Origin of the sequence: Virgibacillus halotolerans (assembly GCF_016908515.1) — a bacterium.
In the GTDB taxonomy this organism is placed as follows: Bacteria; Bacillota; Bacilli; order Bacillales; family Amphibacillaceae; genus Virgibacillus_M; species Virgibacillus_M halotolerans.
Genome location: NZ_JAFBEA010000014.1, coordinates 1 through 20,849, shown reverse-complemented (window position 1 = coordinate 20,849; position 20,849 = coordinate 1). Strand labels below are relative to the sequence as shown.

Here is a 20,849-nt window from a genome sequence, read left to right as displayed (position 1 = left end):
GCTTCGCCCCCAGGATCGAGCGACCACATGCCGCGATGCAAAAGCCCACCATTCAAGTAGGCGCTGTCACGACTAAGTTATCTTATTATAGATTATAGTCCCACAGCACCTTCCACTGATCATCCATTAATGTTACATATACGTCCTGCACAATCATAAAATTCCCATACTTTCCTTTAAAAACCTGTGTTACCGTTACTTTATATGCATGATCAATTTTTTCTGATTTCTCATCCATTTGCCAGTTGTGTACCTCTGAGACGTCATCCAAGGAATATGTAAACGAAGTTACACCAAAATGGTTCATAAACACATGTGCGCGATCTTCGATATAATCTCCCTTGAGAAATTTTTCTTGCATCAATGGGTGAAACATCGCCCATGACTCAGCGTAGGAGCCATCCTGTTCGTAACTGTAAAATTCATTAACCGCCTCTTCTGCTTGGTGTCCTGAAGCATTATTGAATAAGAAAAAGATGACAGCTGCAATAATGAGGATAAATAATAGTATGATGGCCAACCCTTTGCCGCTCACTTTTTTATTCATATAGAAGCGGTCTCCTTTCTCACGACTGCTATGTATCATTTTATTCCTGACACCCGGAAATTATTAATCAGAAAAAATGCTATTTCTAGGGCCAACTTTTATCCATCTTGATTTATATGAACATCTCCTGTTTGAAAACTTGGCATTGGCCAAGCATTTAATGACGGTTGCCCTCGTTGCACTTATGTAGGTAGGAAAGTCTTTTAAAATAAAAAAATGGTACCTAGGTTACATGCTTTAGCTAAAGCATGTACTAGATACCATTTTTGTTCTTACTACTAATATTTATTTAGATACGGAAGTACCTGCTTTTCCTTCCATTGCAAGGTCAGCTTGATCCAATGAACAGATGATTGCTTTACCGCCACGTTCAGCAAAGTCAATTGCAGCTGCCATTTTAGGACCCATACTACCTGCAGAAAATTGGCCTTCTTCCACATATTTTTTCGCTTCTTCAAGAGAAATAGCATTCAACGCTTTTTGATCCGGCTTGCCATAGTTTACGTAAACATTTTGCACGTCAGTAAGGATCATAAACACATCTGCATCAGCTTCTACTGCTAGTTTAAAGGCACTGCTGTCTTTATCAATAACAGCTTCAACCCCTTTTAAAGAACCGTCTTTACCTTTAACAACAGGAACGCCACCGCCACCGGCAGCAATAACGATTGATTTAGCATCTGTTAAAGATTTAATTACGTCAGAGCCAAGAATCGATTGTGGTGTTGGTGATGCAACAACCCGGCGCCAGCCACGTCCAGCATCTTCCGCAACATCCCAGCCTTTTTCTTCAGCTAATTGTTTTGCTTCTTCTTCAGTATAAAATACGCCGATTGGTTTTTCCGGGTTTTGAAAAGCCGGATCATCTTCAGCTACTTGTGTTTGTGTGAGCATGCTAACCACGTTATTGGCTAATCCAAGCTTGTTTAGTTCATTTTTTAATGTTTGATCCATCATGTACCCGATAAATCCTTGAGATTCTGCACTGCATGCGTCGAGTGGAAGTGCTGGTACAACATCTTTCGCTTCTTCATTTTGACGTAAAATGTTACCAACTTGCGGTCCATTACCGTGCGTAATGATCACACTGTGCCCGTTTTGTACAATTTTTGAAATGATTGCTGTACTTTGACGAACGTTCTCATATTGATTTTCAAATGTTGCTTCCTGTTTTGGTTGCAAAATAGCATTTCCGCCTAGTGCAATTAATACTTTATCACCCATTATTTGTTAGCCTCCTGAATTGCTAAAATTCCGATCAGTATTCCGAATGCTGTATCTACACCAGAACTATGACCCATCGTTAATAACTTTAACATATTGTTTTCTAAATTAGTGGAACCTTTTTGTACCAATTGATCGATTACGTCAGCTACAGGGGAACCCAATTCGCCTTGAAGTGCGTAAATTAAATACTCCTTCGCAACATCTGTTGTGATCGATTCATTTTCAATTATTTTTTTAGCTGTTTCGATAAATACCGGATGTAGTGCGCCAGTCACAGCATGTACTGCAAGCAAACCAACAATATGGTCATCCCCGGACGGTGTTAATCCTTTACCACGCCCGAGAAAATAACGCAGTACCCGGTCTATCTTTTCTTCATCGTCTGAAAAAACTGCTCCCATGAGTGTGTATAGTTTATCTATATTTTCATTTGGAGCCGCCGCTTCTGTAGCATAATCTATGATAAATTGTTCGATATCCACATCCAATCCTGTCGGTTCTCCGTAGTTCGCCAACAGACTTAAATAGGTTTCGAGATGTTGTAGCATGGTGCCTTTGCTATCTGCCACGACATTCAACTTATTGCTATAGGATCTACCCTTTTCCAGATTAATAACCAATCCATTCTCCAGATAGAGCTCTTTCATCTCTTCCTGCCAAACTACCGGTGTATCAACATTTGTTGCGGATACAAGTAATTCTATCGGCTGCACATCCATATGAATACCAAATGGGAGTTGTCCGTTTTTAGTCGTCCCAATAAAAAATAGATGGTTCCCCATTCGAATGTTCAACCCGTTTTTAAACACACTATGCACATAGCCTGAATTGTTCTCTGAAAAAAACAGAGGAATATGTTGGTTATATTCCTCTGCAAATAATAGCTGCTTCATTTGCATATCATCGATTATATTAAGCCTAATTTCTCAGCATATGCTTCTAGCGCTTTTTCAAAACATGCTTTTGGTGCACGTACAGTACCCGCACCAATTTGGCCTACTCCAGCATCTTTGTGTGCAATACCTGTGTTGATTACCGGTTCGATACCTGTTTCAACTACCTTACGTGCATCAATTCCTAAACATGCACCTTGGAAATCCCAAGTAGGAATAGAGAAGTTAGGGTTGTGGTCAATACAGATCTCTGTCATTTCATTACTTGTTTTAAGTGCATCATCGAAACCACCTGCACCAACAAAACGAGTTACTCCAGGTGCAGCAATCATAGCGAATCCACCAACACCTAATGTTTCTGTAATGGCACTGTCACCCATGTCAGGGCTAGCCATGTCTTGGTCATAACCAGTAAAGAATAAACCTTGTGGTGTGTTAACAGGTGCAGTAAACCATTGATCACCCATACCACTGATACGAATTCCGAATTCATAACCGTTACGGCACATTGCTGTTACTACTGTACCAGCTTCAATCATTCTAGCTCCATCCATTACAGATTTACCTGCAGCCATTGCAATGTTTAGGAAGAATTGATCTGTATCTGCTAAGAATTGGATGACATCTTTACGATCATTATCATCCATATCTACTTGTACCACAAATGGGCTGATTTCTTTTAAGAATATAAGGGATGATGCAATGTTACGTTGGTGGAATTCGTCACCCATTGTAATTGCTTTAGCCATCATAACGTTAATATTTAAACCGTCTTCCGTTAATTTAATTGCTTTAGAAAGCGTTGGTCCCAAAATATCTCTCATCCAGTTTAAACGATTGATTACTTCATCAGAATATGCACCAAAACGTAGTACTTTCCCAATACCTTCATTCATAATACAATATGCTTCATTTCCATCAGAACGATTTTCAACTACAAGAACTGGGAAATTAGCTGATGTAATACCGCCCATTGGACCTACTGTATTTACATGGTGACAAGGAATAAATTTAACTTCCCCGTTTGCAAGCATTCTTTCTGCTTCTTCACCCGTTTCTGCCCATCCTTCAAATAAGGCTGCTCCAATACAAGATCCTTGCATAGGTCCTGTCATATTTTCCCAAGCAACTGGTGGGCCTGCATGTAGAATCACTTTTCCTTCATTTAATTCTTTAATTTTTTCTTTTGCTGGGACAACGTCAACCAAGAATGGTGCAGAACCGACAATTTTATCAAGTACCGCTCTGTTTGCTTCGTCCATCGAGTTGTAATTCATTTGTATCCTCCTCATTTTTGCGTGCACTATATTAAAAATAATGATTAAAGGGAGCTGGGGGATTCCCCCCCACTATTCCCTCGTTTTCTAAGATTTATTTTAGTAAGTTAAGAATTTTTCTCATTCTTTCATTACCACCGGCGATTGGTCTCCAGTCGTATTGTACAACACGTCCACCATGACCTATAATCGCATCGGTAAAGCTTTTCACACCAACGTTGATCACGGTTGGTTTGTTGTTCAATAAAGTTTGAACTGCTTCAGATACAGTTAAATCAAATGTTCTCGTGCTTTCAGGTGCATCTACATGTGCCTTTTGTGCATCTTCCACTTGTAGACCAATAACGCTTAGTGCAGTACGTACAGCTTGGTTGTTATTATCTTTTACGATAATACCTGCTTCTGTTAGTTGTTTCTTTTGATCTTGGTAGTTTTGTGGATCATTGTTCGTTCCGCAAACAGATGCGATAACTGCTATTTCGCGACCTTTTTCTTTCGCAGCAGCAACTGCTTTGTTGATCGAAGGAATTAACGCACTTGGCATGTCTGCATGTGAACCATAACCAATCACAAAGTCGAGTAGAATAACTGCTGTTTTCTCATCTTCTGCCGCTTTTTCGATGAAGGAAGCTCTTGTTTCCGGATCGATCATTGGATGTGGCTTACCTTGTGTGTACATGTCATCCCCAAGGTCAGCAACTTCGTGTCCTTCATGTTTAAGAACGAATCCTTCTTCATTTTTAATACCTGAACCAAGACCCATTGCATCTGAGATTAATACAGCAGCTTCAGAAGCTAAGGTACCACCAGAGTAAAGACCTTTAATTGCCGTCTGTTCTGGTTTAAGATTTATTGTTTTTGCCTCATGGTCTCCGTCATTATAGTCCGGTTTAATTTCGTTTCCTCTTGCAAGGTCAACAGCGATGCGAGCTGTTTCTTCTAATGTGTAAGCTTGATATACATTACCTTCATATTGGGTTGGCTTTTCACCAAGGAAGATTGCTACAACAGGCTTAGACACGTTATGAAGCAATTCAACTACTTCATCACGAACTTCTTTGGCTGGTGGCTTGGAAATAACAGCAATGATATCTGTTTGTTGATGTGCTTCCAACGCTTTAATAGCATCCATCATTGTAATAGCGCCAATTGCTTCGTTCAGGTCACGTCCACCTGTACCGATTGCATGACTCACACCTTCACCAAGTCGGTCAATGATGGTTGTTACTTCCTGGATACCTGTTCCAGATGCACCAACAACCCCGATTTTCCCTTTGTTTACAACGTTAGCAAACGCGATTGGTACACCATCAAGAATACCTGTACCACTATCAGGTCCCATTACCATTAATCCTTTTTCATGTGCTTTTTTCTTCAATTTCACTTCATCTTCAAGTGATACGTTATCACTGAACATGAAAGCGTGAAGTCCTAAATCCAATGCTTTATCCGCTTCTTCTGCAGCATATTGACCCGGAACTGAAATCAGTGCCAGGTTAGCATTTGGTTGTGCTTTCGTTGCTCTATCCCATGTACGAACTGTTTCAAATGTTTCACTGTCACCGCTGATCGCTTGGTTCTCCAAGTATTCATCTGCTTTTGCTAGTATTTCAGCGACCTTACTTTCATCGTCTGTGTCAACGACAATTGCCATATCGTTGGATTCTGCTTTTTCCAGTTCTTCTGTATATAGTCCTGCAGATTTAAAGATGTCCTTATTGGCTGGCGTTCCCATCATCACTTGGACTTTATTGATTCCTTCTGTTGCAGATACAGCGTTCGTAAGCAACATCAAGTTGATAGAATCCTGATATGAATTCTTTTTAATAATTGTATGAATCACTTTAAAACCACCTCTTATCTATTTTTTAGTCCGGGTTAGTTTCTCCTAAAAGGCTTACCATCGGATAATCATTGGGTATAATTTGTTTTCCACTAATAGATTATACACGAAAACATCTGACTTTCCAATGAAATTCATTGTGCAAACAAGACAATAATACTTTTATTTTTTGTGCAAACTGTCGGTATTGTGTTTTTTCATCTATTTGACAGTTTTAAATGGGACAGTTAATCTATTTACAAAATGATAGACTGGCTGTTTATAGAAAGAGGGTTGACATACATGAAAAAAACATTCACATACAAAAGCATCACTGGTTGCGACATCAAGGGGGATTTTTATCCTACAGACGAAACAAATGCACCACTAATTATGTATATCCATGGCGGTGGACTTATATGGGGAACAAGAGAAGATGTGCATAAGGAACAGATCGCCTTATATAATCAGCATGGCTTCCATTTTTGCTCAATCGATTACCGACTGGCACCAGAAAGTAAATTACCGGATATCGCCAGTGACATTGCGGACGCGCTTATTTGGTTGAAAGAAACTGGCAAAGAGACATTCGATTATGACCCTGAGCGTATTGCTGTGATTGGCAGCTCTGCTGGCGGTTATTTAGCTTTACTTGCCGGCACCTTCGACATCAAGCCAAAAGCAATTGTTTCTTTTTATGGTTATGGGAATATTTTAGGTGACTGGTACACAAAGCCGTCTCCACACTTTACGAGCATGACTACTGTACCAAAAATGCTTGCCGATCAGCTCATTCAACCACAGCCCATCTCCCGGGCGCCCATTGAAAGGCGCTACGCAATTTATTTATATTGCAGGCAGCAGGGAACCTGGCTTGATTACGTCACCAATTGGAATCCATTTACGGAAGCGGATAAATTACATGCCTATTGTCCAATTGAAAAAGTCGATGACAATTATCCAGCGACATTGCTTTTGCACGGAGATCATGATGAGGACGTACCTTACTCGGAATCCGTAAACATGCATAAAAAAATTCAATCCCTTGACGGGAGCGCTCAGTTAATTACCATTCCAAATGGTAAGCATACATTTGATCAGCATATGGATGATCCGCTCGTGAAGGAAGCATTTGAACAAGTGATTGCGTTTTTAAAAGAAAACGTATAGGAGTTAGCGGGACTGCCGCGCGAGTTCGGCGATCGCGGACAATCATTCAGCGCTTAGACGCGATGGTTCATGAAAAAGAGGCTGCCCACTTGGACAGCCTCTTTTTCATGCTTTATTTTGCAAATGGATCTTTATCATCGTATGCGTTGTTATGAACAACGTCAGATGCGAGATATTCATAAATATCATCCACAATCTCAATTCCGTTTGCTTCCTGTTTCTTTTCTCTTTCTGCACTACGCTGTCCTGGATAGGATACGTGGTCAAACCCTTTTGCAGGTTTTATGCTGTTTAAATCATTCATTGTTTTAGTGATATTCTGTTTAAATTCTTTTAGATTCGTAAAGTATTCCGGATTAATTACGATATGAAGCTGACCAAGGTTTCTTCCTTCACTTAAATCATGGTACATGGATGAAGTTTTATTTCCAAAAGGAAGTCCCAGTAGCACACCGGAAAGGATATCCACCATCATCATTAAACCATAGCCTTTTGGTCCAGCAATCGGTAATAGTGCTTTCACATCAAATGGATCGGTTGTATTTTCACCGTTTTCATCTACCGCCCAGCCCTCAGGAATCGCTTCGTTTTTAGAACGTGCATGAAGTATTTTACCCCAGGCCTGGACTGTTGTCGCCATATCAAATGTGATGTGCTCCCCGTCCTCACCTGGTGCGGCAAATGCAATCGGATTCGTTCCATAATAAGGTTCTGCACCGCCAAATGGAACAACCATCGGATCAGATTGACAAACGGAAATTCCAATCATATTTTCCTTGGCAGCTTGTTGAACAAAGTAGGATAGGGAACCACTATGGCTAATTCGTCTTACCCCAACAGTTGCAATGCCATTTTCTTTCGCCATTTTGATCGCTTCATCCATCGCTTCTTTTGCAGCAACGTGCCCGGCACCATTATCCCCATCAAATACTGCTGTGGATGGACCTGTTTGCTTAAATGTAAATTCCGGATCTACGTTAATACCACCTTTAGCAATTCGTTCCGCATAATACTCCACTCGCATTGCACCGTGAGAATGAACACCTCTTAAATCAGCGTGAAGCAATACATCTGCCACGCCATCTGCATGTAATTCATTCAAACCGGCTTTATGTAGCTTGTCTTTCATTAATTTCTTTAAATCCTGTTTTGATACTAGCATGAATCATACCCCTCTCAAAATAGTTATGAAGCTTCATTTCCTGCATCTTGATTTTACAGTTGCACTTATGCAGAATAAGAAAATAGTTAGCCTTTCTGCTACAAAATAAATTACCTTCGAAGATTCGAAGGTAATATTAGCATATATTAAAGAATTACAAGGGATTTGTAAAGTGTTTTAGTGAAATAACATGTCTATTTTTTCGAAAAGGCAAAAAATTCATTCAAAAAGTGTTCAAAATAAAGGAAAATCTCGCCTCATTTTCTACTTAAATTCTCCAAATTAATGACCAATCCTAGATGTGCCTTTTTTTCATATGGAAGTCACTCCTTTTCCTAGGCAAATCTTCCCTTGTCTTAGAACTTTCGAAATTAAAAGCAGGATAACTATTACTTTATATAATTATATGATATTATTCAAGTTCAGGAATACTTTTCTATATACAATAAAAGCTTCCAACTCTATATTTAATGACATTTAATTTGCAAGCTATTTCCGCGAAATAGACGATTCAATAACAGATAAGCAGTTCTAACCTAACTATTTTCCACTATAAACTGAATCCACTACAGTCCGTTTAAATGGGTATCCCGATTTTGTTATACCAGTAATGTCTACTGAAATATTATAAACTTTATTCTTTTTATCAAACGTTAATGTTTGTGACAGATTCTCGTTGCCCTTGACAGACCATTTTTTTACATTATTCATATTACCTGATTCTATTACATGGTAGGTTGCACGTAATGAATCTTCCTGGACATTAAATGCATTTGCTGTCAGATCAAACGTTAATGCTTTGTTTTGATTCTCCCCTCTTGCATGATAATACTGGATCTTTGCATTCGCCTCATAATCTGCAACGAGGAGATATCCACTTTCTTTATTTGATTGAAGTTCAACTTGCCATTCCCCTACGTTTGGATGATCAAGTTTAATTTGATTGCTAAATGCCCCTGTGAAAAGTCCTTCAACATTTTTACTGGGATTCACATGCAAATTACTCTCTTTTCCATCTGGATCGGTAACTTTAATCACTACAGGCGTGGCTGTCATAATATCAAGGGATAGCCCCTTTACATTTTCCTCTACCGGGATTGATAGTCGTTCAACGTCATTTGCTGCTAACGCACCACCGTGAATCCACTGGTTTCCTACTGAAGTTGTCAGTTCTGCCTGATTTGACTTCTCCGTTGTATCGCGGTAGTTTACAAGTTCGCTATTATTTATATAACTTTGAAAAACATCAAAAGTTAGGCCCGTTCGGATCGTCGAATGATCCCACTCTCCAATAGCCAATTCTTGACCACCAGGGAGATTGCTGCTTTCGGTCGTGACTACCCCATCATTATCTCCATAACTAGATAAATAGTTACCACCAAACCATGTGGAAGAGAACATAGAACCCCAATCTTCTCCACCTAAAGTGAAATAATCATTTTGATATGCCAAAGGTTCCGAGTCCATTTCTGAACGGAAATTTTCCATATATCCTGTTTCCAATGCATACGTACCTTCACCCTGCATCCCAATTAAATCAGCAAGCCAACCTGCCCAAAAGCTGTATGCTAAATCTGCTAGCTGTGAGCCATGATGTGGGCTTGATAATGTAATCACGTTTTCTACATTTTTCCATGCGCCATAATAGGTTGTTGCGGTTTGTGAATCTACGCCACCTTTACTATAAGCAACAAGTGTTATCGGTTTCCCATTAAAGTAATCGGATATTTCACTGATTTTTTCTGCCAATAGTTCCCCGTTATCCCACATATCCGCTGATTCGCCCCCAGCATCATACAACTGTACAAATGCCGTTTGATACCCTGCATCGTGTGCCGTTCGGTACATATCATTGTCTTCCCAGAATATTTGTGCTGTATTGTTCAGTCCGGGGACAAACAACAAGATGGGAGCGTCTACATCTAGATTTTTCGGTGTTTCTCCTTTATACCATTCACCTGGTGTTTCATTGTTTTCATTTCCTCCCTTTCCTGTTGCATCATTTTTTTCACCAGGATTGATAGGCATTGGATCAGCTAGACTTTTTTGGCTATCTGCTTGTTCAGATGCTGCAACCGGATAACCAATCATTAGCATGAATGCCATGATGAAAACAATAGTTAACAAACATTTCACCTTATTAATCATTATTTCCCTCCTTTTTCGTTTCCTTGTATCATATATACTAAAAGGCTAAAATAAATGTGATAAACAATGAAAACATGCGAATGGAAAAGGTCTGAGGTGTAATTGAAGTAGTCTGTTTACCCATATGTATATGTCTTACCCTAAAAGCAGTCGCAAAAAGCGAAACGTGTACCTAATAATTTATGAAGTAAAAATGTCGCAAGCCCTAATATGCAAGTATATTAGGGCTTGCGACTTCCTTATATATTTCGACAGAATGGTACCTGGTTCGTACTATTCGGCTTGTATTTTGTTCATCTTATATTATCTTAAGCAGGTTGGTGCTCTCTTTCTGCCAGTTGCTGTACCATTGACAAGGTACTGATATCCATATTTCCTCCGCTCACAATGATGCCACAATGCCTGGACTTTATTTGTTTACTGTGTGCAAATAAAGCTGCCAATGCTGCTGCACCTGCGCCTTCCACAAGTGTTTTGTTGCGCTCCAGCATATACACAATCCCGGCCGCAATTTCTTCATCCGTAACGGTTATTATATCATCGACATATTCTCGAATGATTGGCAATGTATGTTTTCCAGGCTGTTTCACCGCGATTCCTTCTGCAATTGTCGCTACTGTTTTATCGTTTTTCACACGATCACTATGATAGCTGTTATACATCGCAGCAGCGCCACTTGCCTGTACACCAATCACTTTAATATTCCGATTGACATGCTTGGCGGCGACAGCGATACCACTAATCAGACCACCACCGCCAATCGGGACAAGGATGGTGTCGATCCGGTCTTCTTGTCTAAGCATTTCCATGGCTATGGTTCCCTGACCTGCCATCACATCATAATCATCAAATGGATGAATATAAGTAGCACCTGTTTGCATTTGCTGCTTCAGTGATGCTTCATATGCTTCTTGAAAGCTTTCTCCGGTCAGCACGACGGTAGCCCCATAGTTTCGCGTTGCGTTTACCTTTGCGTGGGGCGTACTTTCAGCCATAAATATCGTTGCTTTTACACCTAACTTCGATGCGGCATGAGCAACACCTTGGGCGTGATTCCCCGCTGAAGCAGTGATCACACCCCGATTCAATTCATCTTTAGATAACTGCATCAGTTTAAAGCTCGCGCCACGGAATTTAAATGCGCCTGTTTTTTGTTGATTTTCCATTTTAAAATAAACGTTCTTACCAACTAATTTGTTCGTTGTTTCCGATGTTAATAATGGTGTTCGGTGAACGATGGGTGTTAAACTTTTCATCGCGGTATAAACCTTTTCACCAGTTAGGCAATCCCCAATTGCTTCACACTCCTAATTTGTTAGTTCTCTTCTTTTGAACACGTACTGTTATGCTAAATTTCCTTCATAGGCACTGATCGCATCCTGATGCTGTAATGTCAGTGCAATGTCATCCCAACCATTTATTAATTTTTCTTTATGATATTCTGGTATATCAAAGTGAACTTTTTGATCGGCTTCATCCACAATAAATTGATTCTTCAAATCGATATCAAGGGTGAGTGTGCCTTTTTCTGCACGTTCCATCCATTGATCGACTTGCTCCTGATCCAGCTGAATTGGAATGATGCCATTTTTAAGCGAGTTGTTATAAAAAATATCGGCAAAGCTCGGCGCGATGATCACACGAAAACCATAATCAAGCAATGCCCATGGTGCGTGTTCTCGTGAAGACCCGCAACCGAAATTATCCCCCGCCACTAATATAGAAGCATTTTGATATTCCGGATAATTCATACTAAAATCGGTGCGCTTATTTCCATCGTCATCAAAGCGCCAATGATAGAATAAAAATTGGCCAAAACCAGTTCGTTCAATCCGTTTTAAAAATTGCTTCGGTATAATTTGGTCTGTATCGATATTGGCTCGGTTAAGTGGATAAACAAGCCCTCTATGCTTTTCAATTGCTTCCATGCATCACACCTCCTAGTTAAGCACTCCTGTAAATTGACGAACATCCACAAAGTGACCTTCAACGGCAGCTATCGCCGCCATTTCTGGACTTACTAAATGTGTGCGTGAACCATTTCCCTGTCTTCCTTCAAAATTCCGGTTTGAGGTGGATGCACAACGTCCACCAGGTGGAACGACATCGTTATTCATCGCTAAACACATACTGCATCCAGCTTCGCGCCACTCAAAGCCTGCCGCTTTAAAAATTTCGTCCAATCCTTCTTTTTCAGCTTGCATTTTAATACTAAAGGAACCAGGGACAACAATTGCCCTTACTTTATCACTCACACGTTTTCCTTCAATAATTGCTGCAGCTTTTTGCAGATCACTTAATCTGGAATTCGTACAGGAGCCGATAAACACATGGTCAATCTCTATCGATGTGATCGGCTGATTCTCAACTAGTCCCATATAATCCAGTGCCCGTTCTACATCTTCTTTGTGCTCCACCTGACTTAAATCTGGCGTGGTACCACTTACCGGTACACACATACCAGGATTGGTACCCCAAGTTACTTGCGGTTCGACTTCCGCTGCTTTAATGACGACTGTTTTATCATATACAGCACCCTCATCGGTTGCCAGACTCAACCATTCTTCGGCAAGTAATTCAAAAGCTTCTCCTTCCGGGACGTGTGCTCTCCCCTTCAGGAATTCAACCGTTGTTTCGTCCGGACTGATCAGTCCTGCACGTGCGCCAGCCTCAATTGACATATTACACACTGTCATGCGCTCTTCCATGGATAAGTTACGAATGGCTTTACCTGTATATTCCATTACATAGCCGGTTCCAAATTTTACGCCGAACTTACCAATGATCGCCAAGATTAAATCTTTAGCAGTTACACCGGGACCAAGGTCACCCTCAACTTGAATTTTTAATGTTTTTGGACGGTCTTGCCATAGCGATTGGGTTGCGAGTACATGCTCAACCTCACTCGTACCAATACCAAAAGCCAATGCACCGAAAGCACCGTGTGTTGATGTATGACTATCCCCACAAACAATTGTTTTACCCGGTTGGGTTAATCCAAGCTCAGGCCCAATCACGTGCACAATTCCTTGATCCGGATGGTACATATCAGCCAGTGTGATGCCATTTTCCAAGCAATTTTGTTTCAATGTTTCCATTTGCTTTTGTGCAATTTGATCTTTGATAACATCACGATTTTTTGTTGGCACGTTGTGGTCCATTGTTGCGTAAGTTAAATCCGGTCGGCGCACCTTACGATTATTTAATCGTAACCCCTCAAATGCCTGTGGTGAGGTTACCTCGTGGACCAAATGCAAATCAATATACAGTAAATCCGGATTTCCCTCTTCTTGATGTACGACATGTTTATTCCATATTTTATTTACAATTGTTTCTGGTTTCACGATTCATCACACCTCCACATTTAAACGTATACACTACAAATGCTGTTCGAAACACTTTTTGTTGTCAAATTATCTAGTACTACTTTCGTCATTTCTTCTGTTCCAACTAACTTGCCACCCGTCACTTTCAAGTCAGCTGTATAATACCCTTGTTCCAATGCATCATTGACAGCTTCCTCAATCTCATCCGCTTCATCCTCCATGCCGAATGAGTACCGAAGCATCATTGCAGCAGATAGAATCATTCCAAGCGGATTTGCGATTCCTTTTCCGGCAATATCCGGGGCTGAACCATGAACCGGTTCATATAACCCGACGCCATCAGAGCGAATACTCGCTGATGGTAGCATGCCAAGTGACCCGGTTAACACGGAAGCTTCATCACTTAAAATATCACCGAATAAATTTTCCGTAACGATCACGTCAAATGTGTTAGGTTGCGTGATCAGCTTCATTGCTGCAGCGTCTACTAACAGATGTTCAACTGTTACATCAGGATATTCTTTACTTTTTTGATTTACAATTTCACGCCACATACGACTTGATTCTAAAACATTCGCTTTATCAACTGATGTCAAGTGGTTGTTTCTTAACTGCGCACTTTGAAAGCCTTTATCAATAATTCGTTCCATTTCAGAACGATGATAGGAAAGGGTATCCACGACCGCGTTGCCATTTTCCCGTCGTTCACTTGGCTGACCAAAATAAAGTCCACCTGTCAGTTCACGGATGATTAAAATATCACTGCCCTGAATAACTGATTCTTTTAATGGTGAAGCATCAAGTAATGGCGCGAACCCTTTTACAGGACGAAGATTCGCAAATAACCCCAATGTTTTACGAATGCCAAGCAAGCCTTTTTCCGGTCTTAAATGTGCTGGAAGGGAGTCCCATTTCTTCCCTCCGACAGCACCTAATAAAATAGCATCTGCACCTTCACATGCTTTAACCGTATCTTCCGGCAAAGGTGTTTCGAATTGATCAATTGCATCACCACCAATGGCATGCTGATGAAATGTAAAGCTATGACCAAATTCGCTGGCGATTGCATTTAATACGCGCTTGGCTGAGTCCATAATCTCTTTTCCAACACCATCACCCGGAAGTAAAATAATTTGCTTATTCATAAAAACTCCCCTCCCCTATTTCTCATTATTGGACAGTCTCAGCATTTATCTCCGGACTGTCCGTATGCTTATTTCGTTGTTCCTGTTTTTTGGTTTTGTTTCGATTGTGCTTGAATCACATAGCGATTCACTGCATTTAAAAATGCATTGGCAGATGCTTCAATCACGTCTTGAGCAGTACCCCTGCCATTGACTGGCTCCCCATTTACAATCATTTGTACATAGGATTCTGCCAGTGCATCTTTGCCACGTCCTACGGAACTAAGTTGGTAATCAACAAGTTGCAATTCCTCTTGAATGATTGCGTCCAATGTTTCATACAATGCTTCGACACTACCTTGACCCGTACAGGCTTTTTCAACTCGCTTATTTTCCGGCGTGTTCAGGACAACCGTGGCTGTTGGTACATTTTCAGTTCCATATTGCACCTGAAACATTTCCAACTCATACTTATTGATTGCCGATGTATCAGTTTGCACTTCCATTAAGATCGTGAACAAGTCATCATCCGTGATTTCCTTTTTGCGATCTGTTAATAATTTAAATGCCTCAAAAGCTTCCTGCAATTTTTCTTCGGTAAGCTCATAGCCCAGCTCTTTTAGTCTTACTGTAAACGCATGACGTCCTGAATGCTTTCCTAAGAAAATTGTATTCTTATTTACCCCAACCATTTCCGGTGTAATAATTTCATAGGTTGCGGCATGTTTTAAGACACCATCCTGGTGGATACCAGATTCATGTGCAAATGCATTGCGCCCTGTGATTGCTTTATTTGCTTGTATTTGCATACCAGTTAATTTAGATACAAGATCACTGGTACGTTTAATTTCTTCCAATCTCATTCCGGTAGTATGCTTGTAATAATCACCACGAATTTTCAGCGCAACAGCTACTTCTTCTAACGCCGTATTTCCAGCGCGCTCCCCAATACCATTGATTGTTCCCTCAACCTGGGTTACCCCGTTTTCAATTGCTGCTAATGAGTTCGCTACTGCCATACCAAGATCGTTATGGCAATGGCAAGAAAGGTGTACCCTATCAATATTTGGTACATTTTCTTTAATATAGCGGAACATTTTTCCGTATTCAATCGGTGTTGTATACCCCACTGTATCTGGTAAATTAATCACCGTAGCGCCTGCATCAATGACACGTTCAATAATCTGTGCCAGAAATGGCAAATCGGAACGAGACGCGTCTTCTGCAGACCATTGAACTTGTGGGAATTTCTTTCTTGCATAGGCCACTGAGTTCACTGCCATCTCAATCACTTGATCCGGTGATTTCTTTAGCTTATAGGTCATGTGAATGGGTGACGTTGCTAGCACAAGGTGTAAACACGGTTCAGCAGACGACTTTAATGCCTCCCAAGAGATATCAACTTCTGATTTTACGGATCGCGCCAGACCGGTGATAGATGTTTCTTTAATCGTTTCAGCAATCGCCTTCACTGCATTAAAATCACCTTTGGAGGAAGCAGGGAATCCCGCTTCCATCCGATCAATGCCCAAACGTTCTAGTTGTTTGGCGATTTCCATTTTTTCCAATTGGTTCAAGTTGACGCCGGGAGATTGCTCTCCATCTCTCAAAGTTGTATCGAAAATCTTAATTTGTGACATTAACTTTCACATCCTTTTGTTGTTCTTGTTTGTTGTGCAATGGGTTTTTAACAAAAGGCATTAAATCACGTAACTCCTTTCCAACTTTTTCGATTATATGATTATTTTCCTGTGCATTGATTGCGTTAAATTTCGGACGGTTTGCCTGGTTTTCAAGAATCCATCCTTTAGCGAATTCACCTGACTGTATATCTGTAAGAACATCTTTCATGCGCGCTTTTGTTTCTTCATTCACGACACGTGGACCAGAAACGAAATCTCCCCACTGTGCTGTATCAGAGATAGAATAGCGCATATTTTCCAATCCGCCTTCATAGATCAAGTCAACAATTAACTTCACTTCATGTAAACACTCAAAATAAGCAACTTCCGGTTGATAGCCTGCTTCCGTTAATGTTTCAAAGCCTGCTTTGATCAAGCTTGTAATACCGCCACATAGTACAGCCTGTTCCCCAAACAAATCTGTTTCCGTTTCTTCTTGAAAGCTTGTTGCCAGGATACCAGCTCTTCCGGCTCCGATACCTTGTGCATATGCAAGTGCAATCGCTTTGGCATTGCCTGTTACGTCTTGCTCTACACCATATAATGCAGGAACTCCTGCGCCTTCTTCATAGGTTCTGCGTACTAAATGTCCTGGTCCTTTTGGTGCAACAAGGAAAACATCAACATCAAATGGTGGCACGATTTGGCTAAAGTGAATATTAAATCCATGCGCAAACGCAATTGCATTTCCTGCTTCAAGGTTTGGTTGAATGCTTTCGTAATATACTTTTGTTTGACCTTCATCCGGAAGCAAAATCATCACAACATCCGATTCTTTTACTGCATCAGCAACAGATAGTACGGTAAAGCCATCTTCTTCCGCTTTTGCCTGAGATTTACCTGGTCTTAAACCAATCACAACATCATAACCACTGTCACGAAGGTTCAATGCATGTGCATGCCCCTGTGAGCCATAACCAACAATAGCAATCTTCTTTTCTCGTAAAACCTCTGTTTGAATATCTTGTTCATAAAGTACTTTTGACATAATAAATCTTCCTCTCTGTTTTCGTTTTTAGTTGATTTGTTCGTGCTTTTTACTTAAATGGAAAATGCTGAGTTTATTTCTGTAACTTGCGGTTGCTGCCCTCTCAGGAAAGCAGTTACCCCCGTTCTCGTTAAATCTTTAATGCCGTAAGGTCTGAGCAGCGTAATTAAAGCTTCTACCTTATCCGGGTTTCCCGTTACTTGAATGGTTAAGCTATCTCTGCTCACATCGATAATAGAGGCACGAAACGGTGTGATAATCCCTTGGACTTCAGATCGTAATTGCCCGCTGCCACCAACTTTGATTAATGCAAGCTCTCTTGCAACCATTGCTTTATCTGTAATATCAGATACTTTTAAAACGTCAATTTGTTTATTCAACTGTTTCGTCAGTTGTTCAAGCTTTTGACTATCACTGACCTCGACAACAAATGTCATTTTCGAGATCCCTTCTTGTTCCGATGTACCAACGGAGATACTCTCGATATTGAATTGCCGCTTGTTAAGCATACCCGTGATCCGGTTTAATACGCCTCCCCGGTTTTGAACAGTGGCGATGATAATCCGTCTCATGATTTCGTCACCCCAATCATTTCATGAATTCCTTTACCTGGTGCAATCATCGGATTAACCGTTTCTAGTTGAAGAACTCGGCAATCAACAACAACCGGCCCATCATAAGCAAAAACATCCTCAAGTACGCTGACAGCGTCCGATTCTTTGTCAATTCTTTCCCCTCGGATGCCATAACTTTCAGCGAGTTTTACAAAGTCCGGGTTTACAGTCAACAGTGACTCTGAATATCTTTCTTCATAAAAACTTTCCTGCCACTGTCTTACCATACCAAGCGCCTCGTTATTAACAATAATTACTTTAACCGGTAAATTTCTTTCTTTAATCACTGATAGTTCCTGCAATGTCATTTGAAAGCCGCCATCACCAACGATCGAAATAACTAAATCGTTCGGGGCTCCCAGCTGCGCTCCAATTGCTGCCGGAAAACCAAAGCCCATCGTTCCTAGCCCGCCGGATGTTACCCAGCGATTGGGTTTATCAAAGGAATAAAACTGCGCCGCCCACATTTGATGCTGTCCGACATCTGTTGTTACAATCGCCTCTCCTTTAGAAGCCCAATAAACTTGTTCCAGTAACCATTGAGGTGACATTAATTCCTCTGAGCGTTTATACCATAACGGATAATTGATTTTATTCTTTTCTATTTTTTCCTTCCACACTTGGTGGTCAGGCATTTTAACATCACTTCTTAATAATGCTTCCAATGCTGCGTTAGCATCCGCTACGACCGGAATCTCAGTTGGTATATTTTTACCGATTTCTGCTGGATCGATATCAATATGAGCAACCTTTGCCTGCGGTGCGAAATGTTCCAAATTCCCTGTTAAACGATCATCAAACCGGGCGCCGATGTTAATCAGTAAATCACATTCATAAATCGCCATGTTCGCGGCGTATGATCCGTGCATCCCAGCCATCCCCAATGATAATGGATTTGTTCCCGGAAAGCTGCCCAACCCAAGTAATGTATTTGTTACAGGGAGCTGATATTTTTCAGCAAATGCAAGTAACGCTTCCGAACCTTTTGCTGCGATAATGCCAGCGCCAGCCAGTAGTAATGGTTTTTTCGAACGGCTTAATGCTTCTGCCAGTTTCACGATCTGCAGTGGATTCGGCTTTTCAGTCGGCTGATATCCCGGTAAGTAAAAGTCACTGTCAAATTCTCCGGATACAATTTCCGAGGAAATATTCTTCGGTATATCTACCAACACCGGCCCAGGGCGTCCTGTTGAAGCAATATGAAATGCTTCTTTCACGATTCTCGGTAAATCGGATAAATGATTCACTTGGTAGTTATACTTTGTAATCGGTGTCGTGATGCCAATAATATCTGATTCCTGAAATGCATCTGTGCCGATAACACTTTTTGCAACCTGCCCAGTAAAGACAACCAATGGCAATGAATCCATCATCGCATCCGTAATGCCTGTAATTAAGTTTGTTGCCCCTGGACCCGAAGTTGCAAATACGACCCCAGGTTTACCTGTTACGCGTGCATAGCCTTCTGCTGCGTGAATCGCTCCTTGTTCGTGCCTTGACAAAATATGCTGAAATGGTGCTTCACTGCGATAGAGCGCATCGTAAATGGGTAAAACAGCACCACCTGGATAGCCAAATATGGTATCTACCGTTTGATCAACCAATGTTTCAATGAGTAGATCAGACCCTGTTTTCAATTCTTTCGTAACTTCCATTTCATGTTCTGCTTCAACCTTCATTACTACTTGCCTCCTTTGGTAATCAAATTAATTAGAAAATTCAGCTTTAGCTTACGCAGTTGGAAAGTTTTATACTTTCTAACTGCAAATAAAAAGACCCTTCTCGCCCCTCTAAATCTGCATAAAATCAGAATTGTAGGGGAGAAAAGGGTCTATCATTTCTCGGTACCACCCGGGTTTGCAGTACTCTCACGAATACTGCCTTAGGAGGCTAACGTACAGCCTGGTTTGATAACAGGTGCAAAGTTATGCACCTGGCAAAGTCTAATGGGTTTGAACCGTTCAACTCCGCACTCAGGGATGATGTCAGAATATGTTGTATTTCCGGGCTTCCAGCAACCCCGGATCTCTGAAAATACAATGGTACATATTCCTTTTTTCCCGTCATCGAATTATATTATTTAGTCAGATACTTTAGCGAGCATTTATCGAAATGCTTATTATAAGATTTTGATAATTGAGTCTAACGTTTGCTTTTTAAAAAGTAGGACTGTTTTGGTTTATTAATATTGTTGGTTATCATATAACGGATTTCCCTTTTGGTCAACAGCCTTTTTAAAGTTTTTTGATAGTTTGAATTAGTTAAATTTAATGTATGCGATTACAACGGCTACATGATCATGAATTGATTTTTAAATATTTTAATATTACATTTATATTACATTTTGATTTTTACCGCAATTTAGCAAATGAGTTTTTTTGGGGCGAGCTTTTTGTTCTAAATACGGAGTTACATAAAGTGAAACTACATTCAATGGGAGTTTCGACGCACAGGATGTGCTAGTGCAAAGGTTTTCGGTGGGACGAGCGTTAGCGCAGTCCCAGACGTTGCGACAAATGTCTTCGGTGGGACGAACCTGTGGTGCAGTCCCAGGATGTCGCGATTTTAGTCTGCCTCTCCCACTGAATATTAGTTTGAGGCCCACACAACGTGGGTTTCAAAGACGTTGCCACTGGAGGTGGCAACGTCTTTGTTCCCTACTTGCAGGGCTTGTGCGGGCAGTTTATCCCCCACCTAGAATTTTTGGTTACCTATATTTTTGAGGTGGGGGTTTTACTACCCGCCAAACTGCGATAAAAAGACCCCAGTCATTATGATATGCTCCCCTTAAGGTAGACAGATTAAAAAATAAAATCTGTTTTCCTTAAGGGGAGTTTTTGTATGTCTAAAAGATCTCATTCACGTAAAT

At 40.8% G+C, this 20,849-nt stretch carries 16 protein-coding genes; 1 reads left to right on the top strand and 15 read right to left on the bottom strand.

What is annotated here, in order from left to right; all coding sequences use genetic code 11:
- Positions 1-85: 85 nt before the first annotated feature.
- The 5 genes from JOC34_RS20750 to fdrA form a co-directional block, all read right to left on the bottom strand.
- A complete protein-coding gene (locus JOC34_RS20750; protein WP_205138711.1) occupies positions 86-547 on the bottom strand; it encodes a hypothetical protein in 462 nt (153 codons plus the stop codon).
- 285 nt (positions 548-832) lie between these two features.
- Complete coding sequence (gene arcC, locus JOC34_RS20745; RefSeq protein ID WP_205138710.1) at positions 833-1,771, bottom strand: carbamate kinase; 939 nt, start codon at positions 1,769-1,771, stop codon at positions 833-835.
- Positions 1,771-2,667, bottom strand: a complete 897-nt coding sequence (locus JOC34_RS20740) for an oxamate carbamoyltransferase subunit AllH family protein (RefSeq protein ID WP_205138709.1) — start codon at positions 2,665-2,667, stop codon at positions 1,771-1,773. The genes arcC and JOC34_RS20740 overlap by 1 nt, the downstream gene beginning before the upstream one ends.
- Positions 2,668-2,681: 14 nt before the next feature.
- On the bottom strand, positions 2,682-3,944 hold the full coding sequence (locus tag JOC34_RS20735) for a YlbE family protein (protein WP_205138708.1): 1,263 nt from the start codon (positions 3,942-3,944) through the stop codon (positions 2,682-2,684).
- A 94-nt stretch (positions 3,945-4,038) separates the two neighbouring features.
- A complete protein-coding gene (fdrA, locus tag JOC34_RS20730) occupies positions 4,039-5,787 on the bottom strand; it encodes an acyl-CoA synthetase FdrA (protein WP_205138707.1) in 1,749 nt (582 codons plus the stop codon).
- A gap of 282 nt (positions 5,788-6,069) precedes the next feature.
- Between fdrA and JOC34_RS20725 the strand changes: the two genes are divergently transcribed.
- Positions 6,070-6,936 carry an alpha/beta hydrolase gene (locus tag JOC34_RS20725; protein ID WP_205138706.1) on the top strand — a complete coding sequence of 289 codons (867 nt, stop codon included), beginning with the start codon at positions 6,070-6,072 and terminating at the stop codon, positions 6,934-6,936.
- A gap of 112 nt (positions 6,937-7,048) precedes the next feature.
- On the opposite strand, the gene allD is transcribed toward JOC34_RS20725, so the two are convergent.
- The 10 genes from allD to ilvB all read right to left on the bottom strand — a co-directional run bounded on the left by allD (position 7,049) and on the right by ilvB (position 19,659).
- The gene (gene allD, locus JOC34_RS20720; RefSeq protein WP_205138705.1) at positions 7,049-8,098 is read right to left on the bottom strand and encodes an ureidoglycolate dehydrogenase; all 1,050 of its coding nucleotides are present in this window, start codon (positions 8,096-8,098) and stop codon (positions 7,049-7,051) included.
- A gap of 540 nt (positions 8,099-8,638) precedes the next feature.
- Positions 8,639-10,246 (bottom strand): esterase/lipase family protein, encoded by a 1,608-nt coding sequence (locus JOC34_RS20715; protein WP_205138704.1) that lies wholly within the window; start codon positions 10,244-10,246, stop codon positions 8,639-8,641.
- A 308-nt stretch (positions 10,247-10,554) separates the two neighbouring features.
- A complete protein-coding gene (gene ilvA, locus JOC34_RS20710) occupies positions 10,555-11,502 on the bottom strand; it encodes a threonine ammonia-lyase (protein ID WP_205138703.1) in 948 nt (315 codons plus the stop codon).
- A gap of 87 nt (positions 11,503-11,589) precedes the next feature.
- Positions 11,590-12,174 (bottom strand): 3-isopropylmalate dehydratase small subunit, encoded by a 585-nt coding sequence (gene leuD / locus JOC34_RS20705; RefSeq protein WP_205138702.1) that lies wholly within the window; start codon positions 12,172-12,174, stop codon positions 11,590-11,592.
- Positions 12,175-12,186: 12 nt separating this feature from the next.
- Positions 12,187-13,593 (bottom strand): 3-isopropylmalate dehydratase large subunit, encoded by a 1,407-nt coding sequence (gene leuC / locus JOC34_RS20700; protein ID WP_205138769.1) that lies wholly within the window; start codon positions 13,591-13,593, stop codon positions 12,187-12,189.
- Positions 13,594-13,610: 17 nt separating this feature from the next.
- Positions 13,611-14,717, bottom strand: coding sequence for a 3-isopropylmalate dehydrogenase (leuB, locus tag JOC34_RS20695; RefSeq protein WP_205138701.1), 1,107 nt, complete (start codon positions 14,715-14,717; stop codon positions 13,611-13,613).
- A 68-nt stretch (positions 14,718-14,785) separates the two neighbouring features.
- Positions 14,786-16,336, bottom strand: coding sequence for a 2-isopropylmalate synthase (locus JOC34_RS20690; protein WP_205138700.1), 1,551 nt, complete (start codon positions 16,334-16,336; stop codon positions 14,786-14,788).
- Complete coding sequence (ilvC, locus tag JOC34_RS20685; protein ID WP_205138699.1) at positions 16,323-17,366, bottom strand: ketol-acid reductoisomerase; 1,044 nt, start codon at positions 17,364-17,366, stop codon at positions 16,323-16,325. The genes JOC34_RS20690 and ilvC overlap by 14 nt, the downstream gene beginning before the upstream one ends.
- 53 nt (positions 17,367-17,419) lie before the next feature.
- A complete protein-coding gene (gene ilvN, locus JOC34_RS20680; protein ID WP_205138698.1) occupies positions 17,420-17,938 on the bottom strand; it encodes an acetolactate synthase small subunit in 519 nt (172 codons plus the stop codon).
- Entirely contained in the window at positions 17,935-19,659 is a 1,725-nt protein-coding gene (gene ilvB, locus JOC34_RS20675) for a biosynthetic-type acetolactate synthase large subunit (RefSeq protein ID WP_205138697.1), read from the bottom strand. The genes ilvN and ilvB overlap by 4 nt, the downstream gene beginning before the upstream one ends.
- Positions 19,660-20,849: the final 1,190 nt, after the last annotated feature.

Coding starts and splice junctions, on each gene's coding strand:
- leuB (WP_205138701.1), bottom strand. CDS start 14,717: ATGAATAAGCAAATTATTTTACTTCCGGGTGATGGTGTTGGAAAAGAG.
- leuD (WP_205138702.1), bottom strand. CDS start 12,174: ATGGAAGCAATTGAAAAGCATAGAGGGCTTGTTTATCCACTTAACCGA.
- JOC34_RS20740 (WP_205138709.1), bottom strand. CDS start 2,667: ATGAAGCAGCTATTATTTGCAGAGGAATATAACCAACATATTCCTCTG.
- JOC34_RS20725 (WP_205138706.1), top strand. CDS start 6,070: ATGAAAAAAACATTCACATACAAAAGCATCACTGGTTGCGACATCAAG.
- ilvC (WP_205138699.1), bottom strand. CDS start 17,366: ATGTCAAAAGTACTTTATGAACAAGATATTCAAACAGAGGTTTTACGA.
- ilvA (WP_205138703.1), bottom strand. CDS start 11,502: ATGAAAAGTTTAACACCCATCGTTCACCGAACACCATTATTAACATCG.
- JOC34_RS20750 (WP_205138711.1), bottom strand. CDS start 547: ATGAATAAAAAAGTGAGCGGCAAAGGGTTGGCCATCATACTATTATTT.
- allD (WP_205138705.1), bottom strand. CDS start 8,098: ATGCTAGTATCAAAACAGGATTTAAAGAAATTAATGAAAGACAAGCTA.
- JOC34_RS20715 (WP_205138704.1), bottom strand. CDS start 10,246: ATGATTAATAAGGTGAAATGTTTGTTAACTATTGTTTTCATCATGGCA.
- JOC34_RS20690 (WP_205138700.1), bottom strand. CDS start 16,336: ATGTCACAAATTAAGATTTTCGATACAACTTTGAGAGATGGAGAGCAA.
- ilvN (WP_205138698.1), bottom strand. CDS start 17,938: ATGAGACGGATTATCATCGCCACTGTTCAAAACCGGGGAGGCGTATTA.
- ilvB (WP_205138697.1), bottom strand. CDS start 19,659: ATGAAGGTTGAAGCAGAACATGAAATGGAAGTTACGAAAGAATTGAAA.
- arcC (WP_205138710.1), bottom strand. CDS start 1,771: ATGGGTGATAAAGTATTAATTGCACTAGGCGGAAATGCTATTTTGCAA.
- JOC34_RS20735 (WP_205138708.1), bottom strand. CDS start 3,944: ATGAATTACAACTCGATGGACGAAGCAAACAGAGCGGTACTTGATAAA.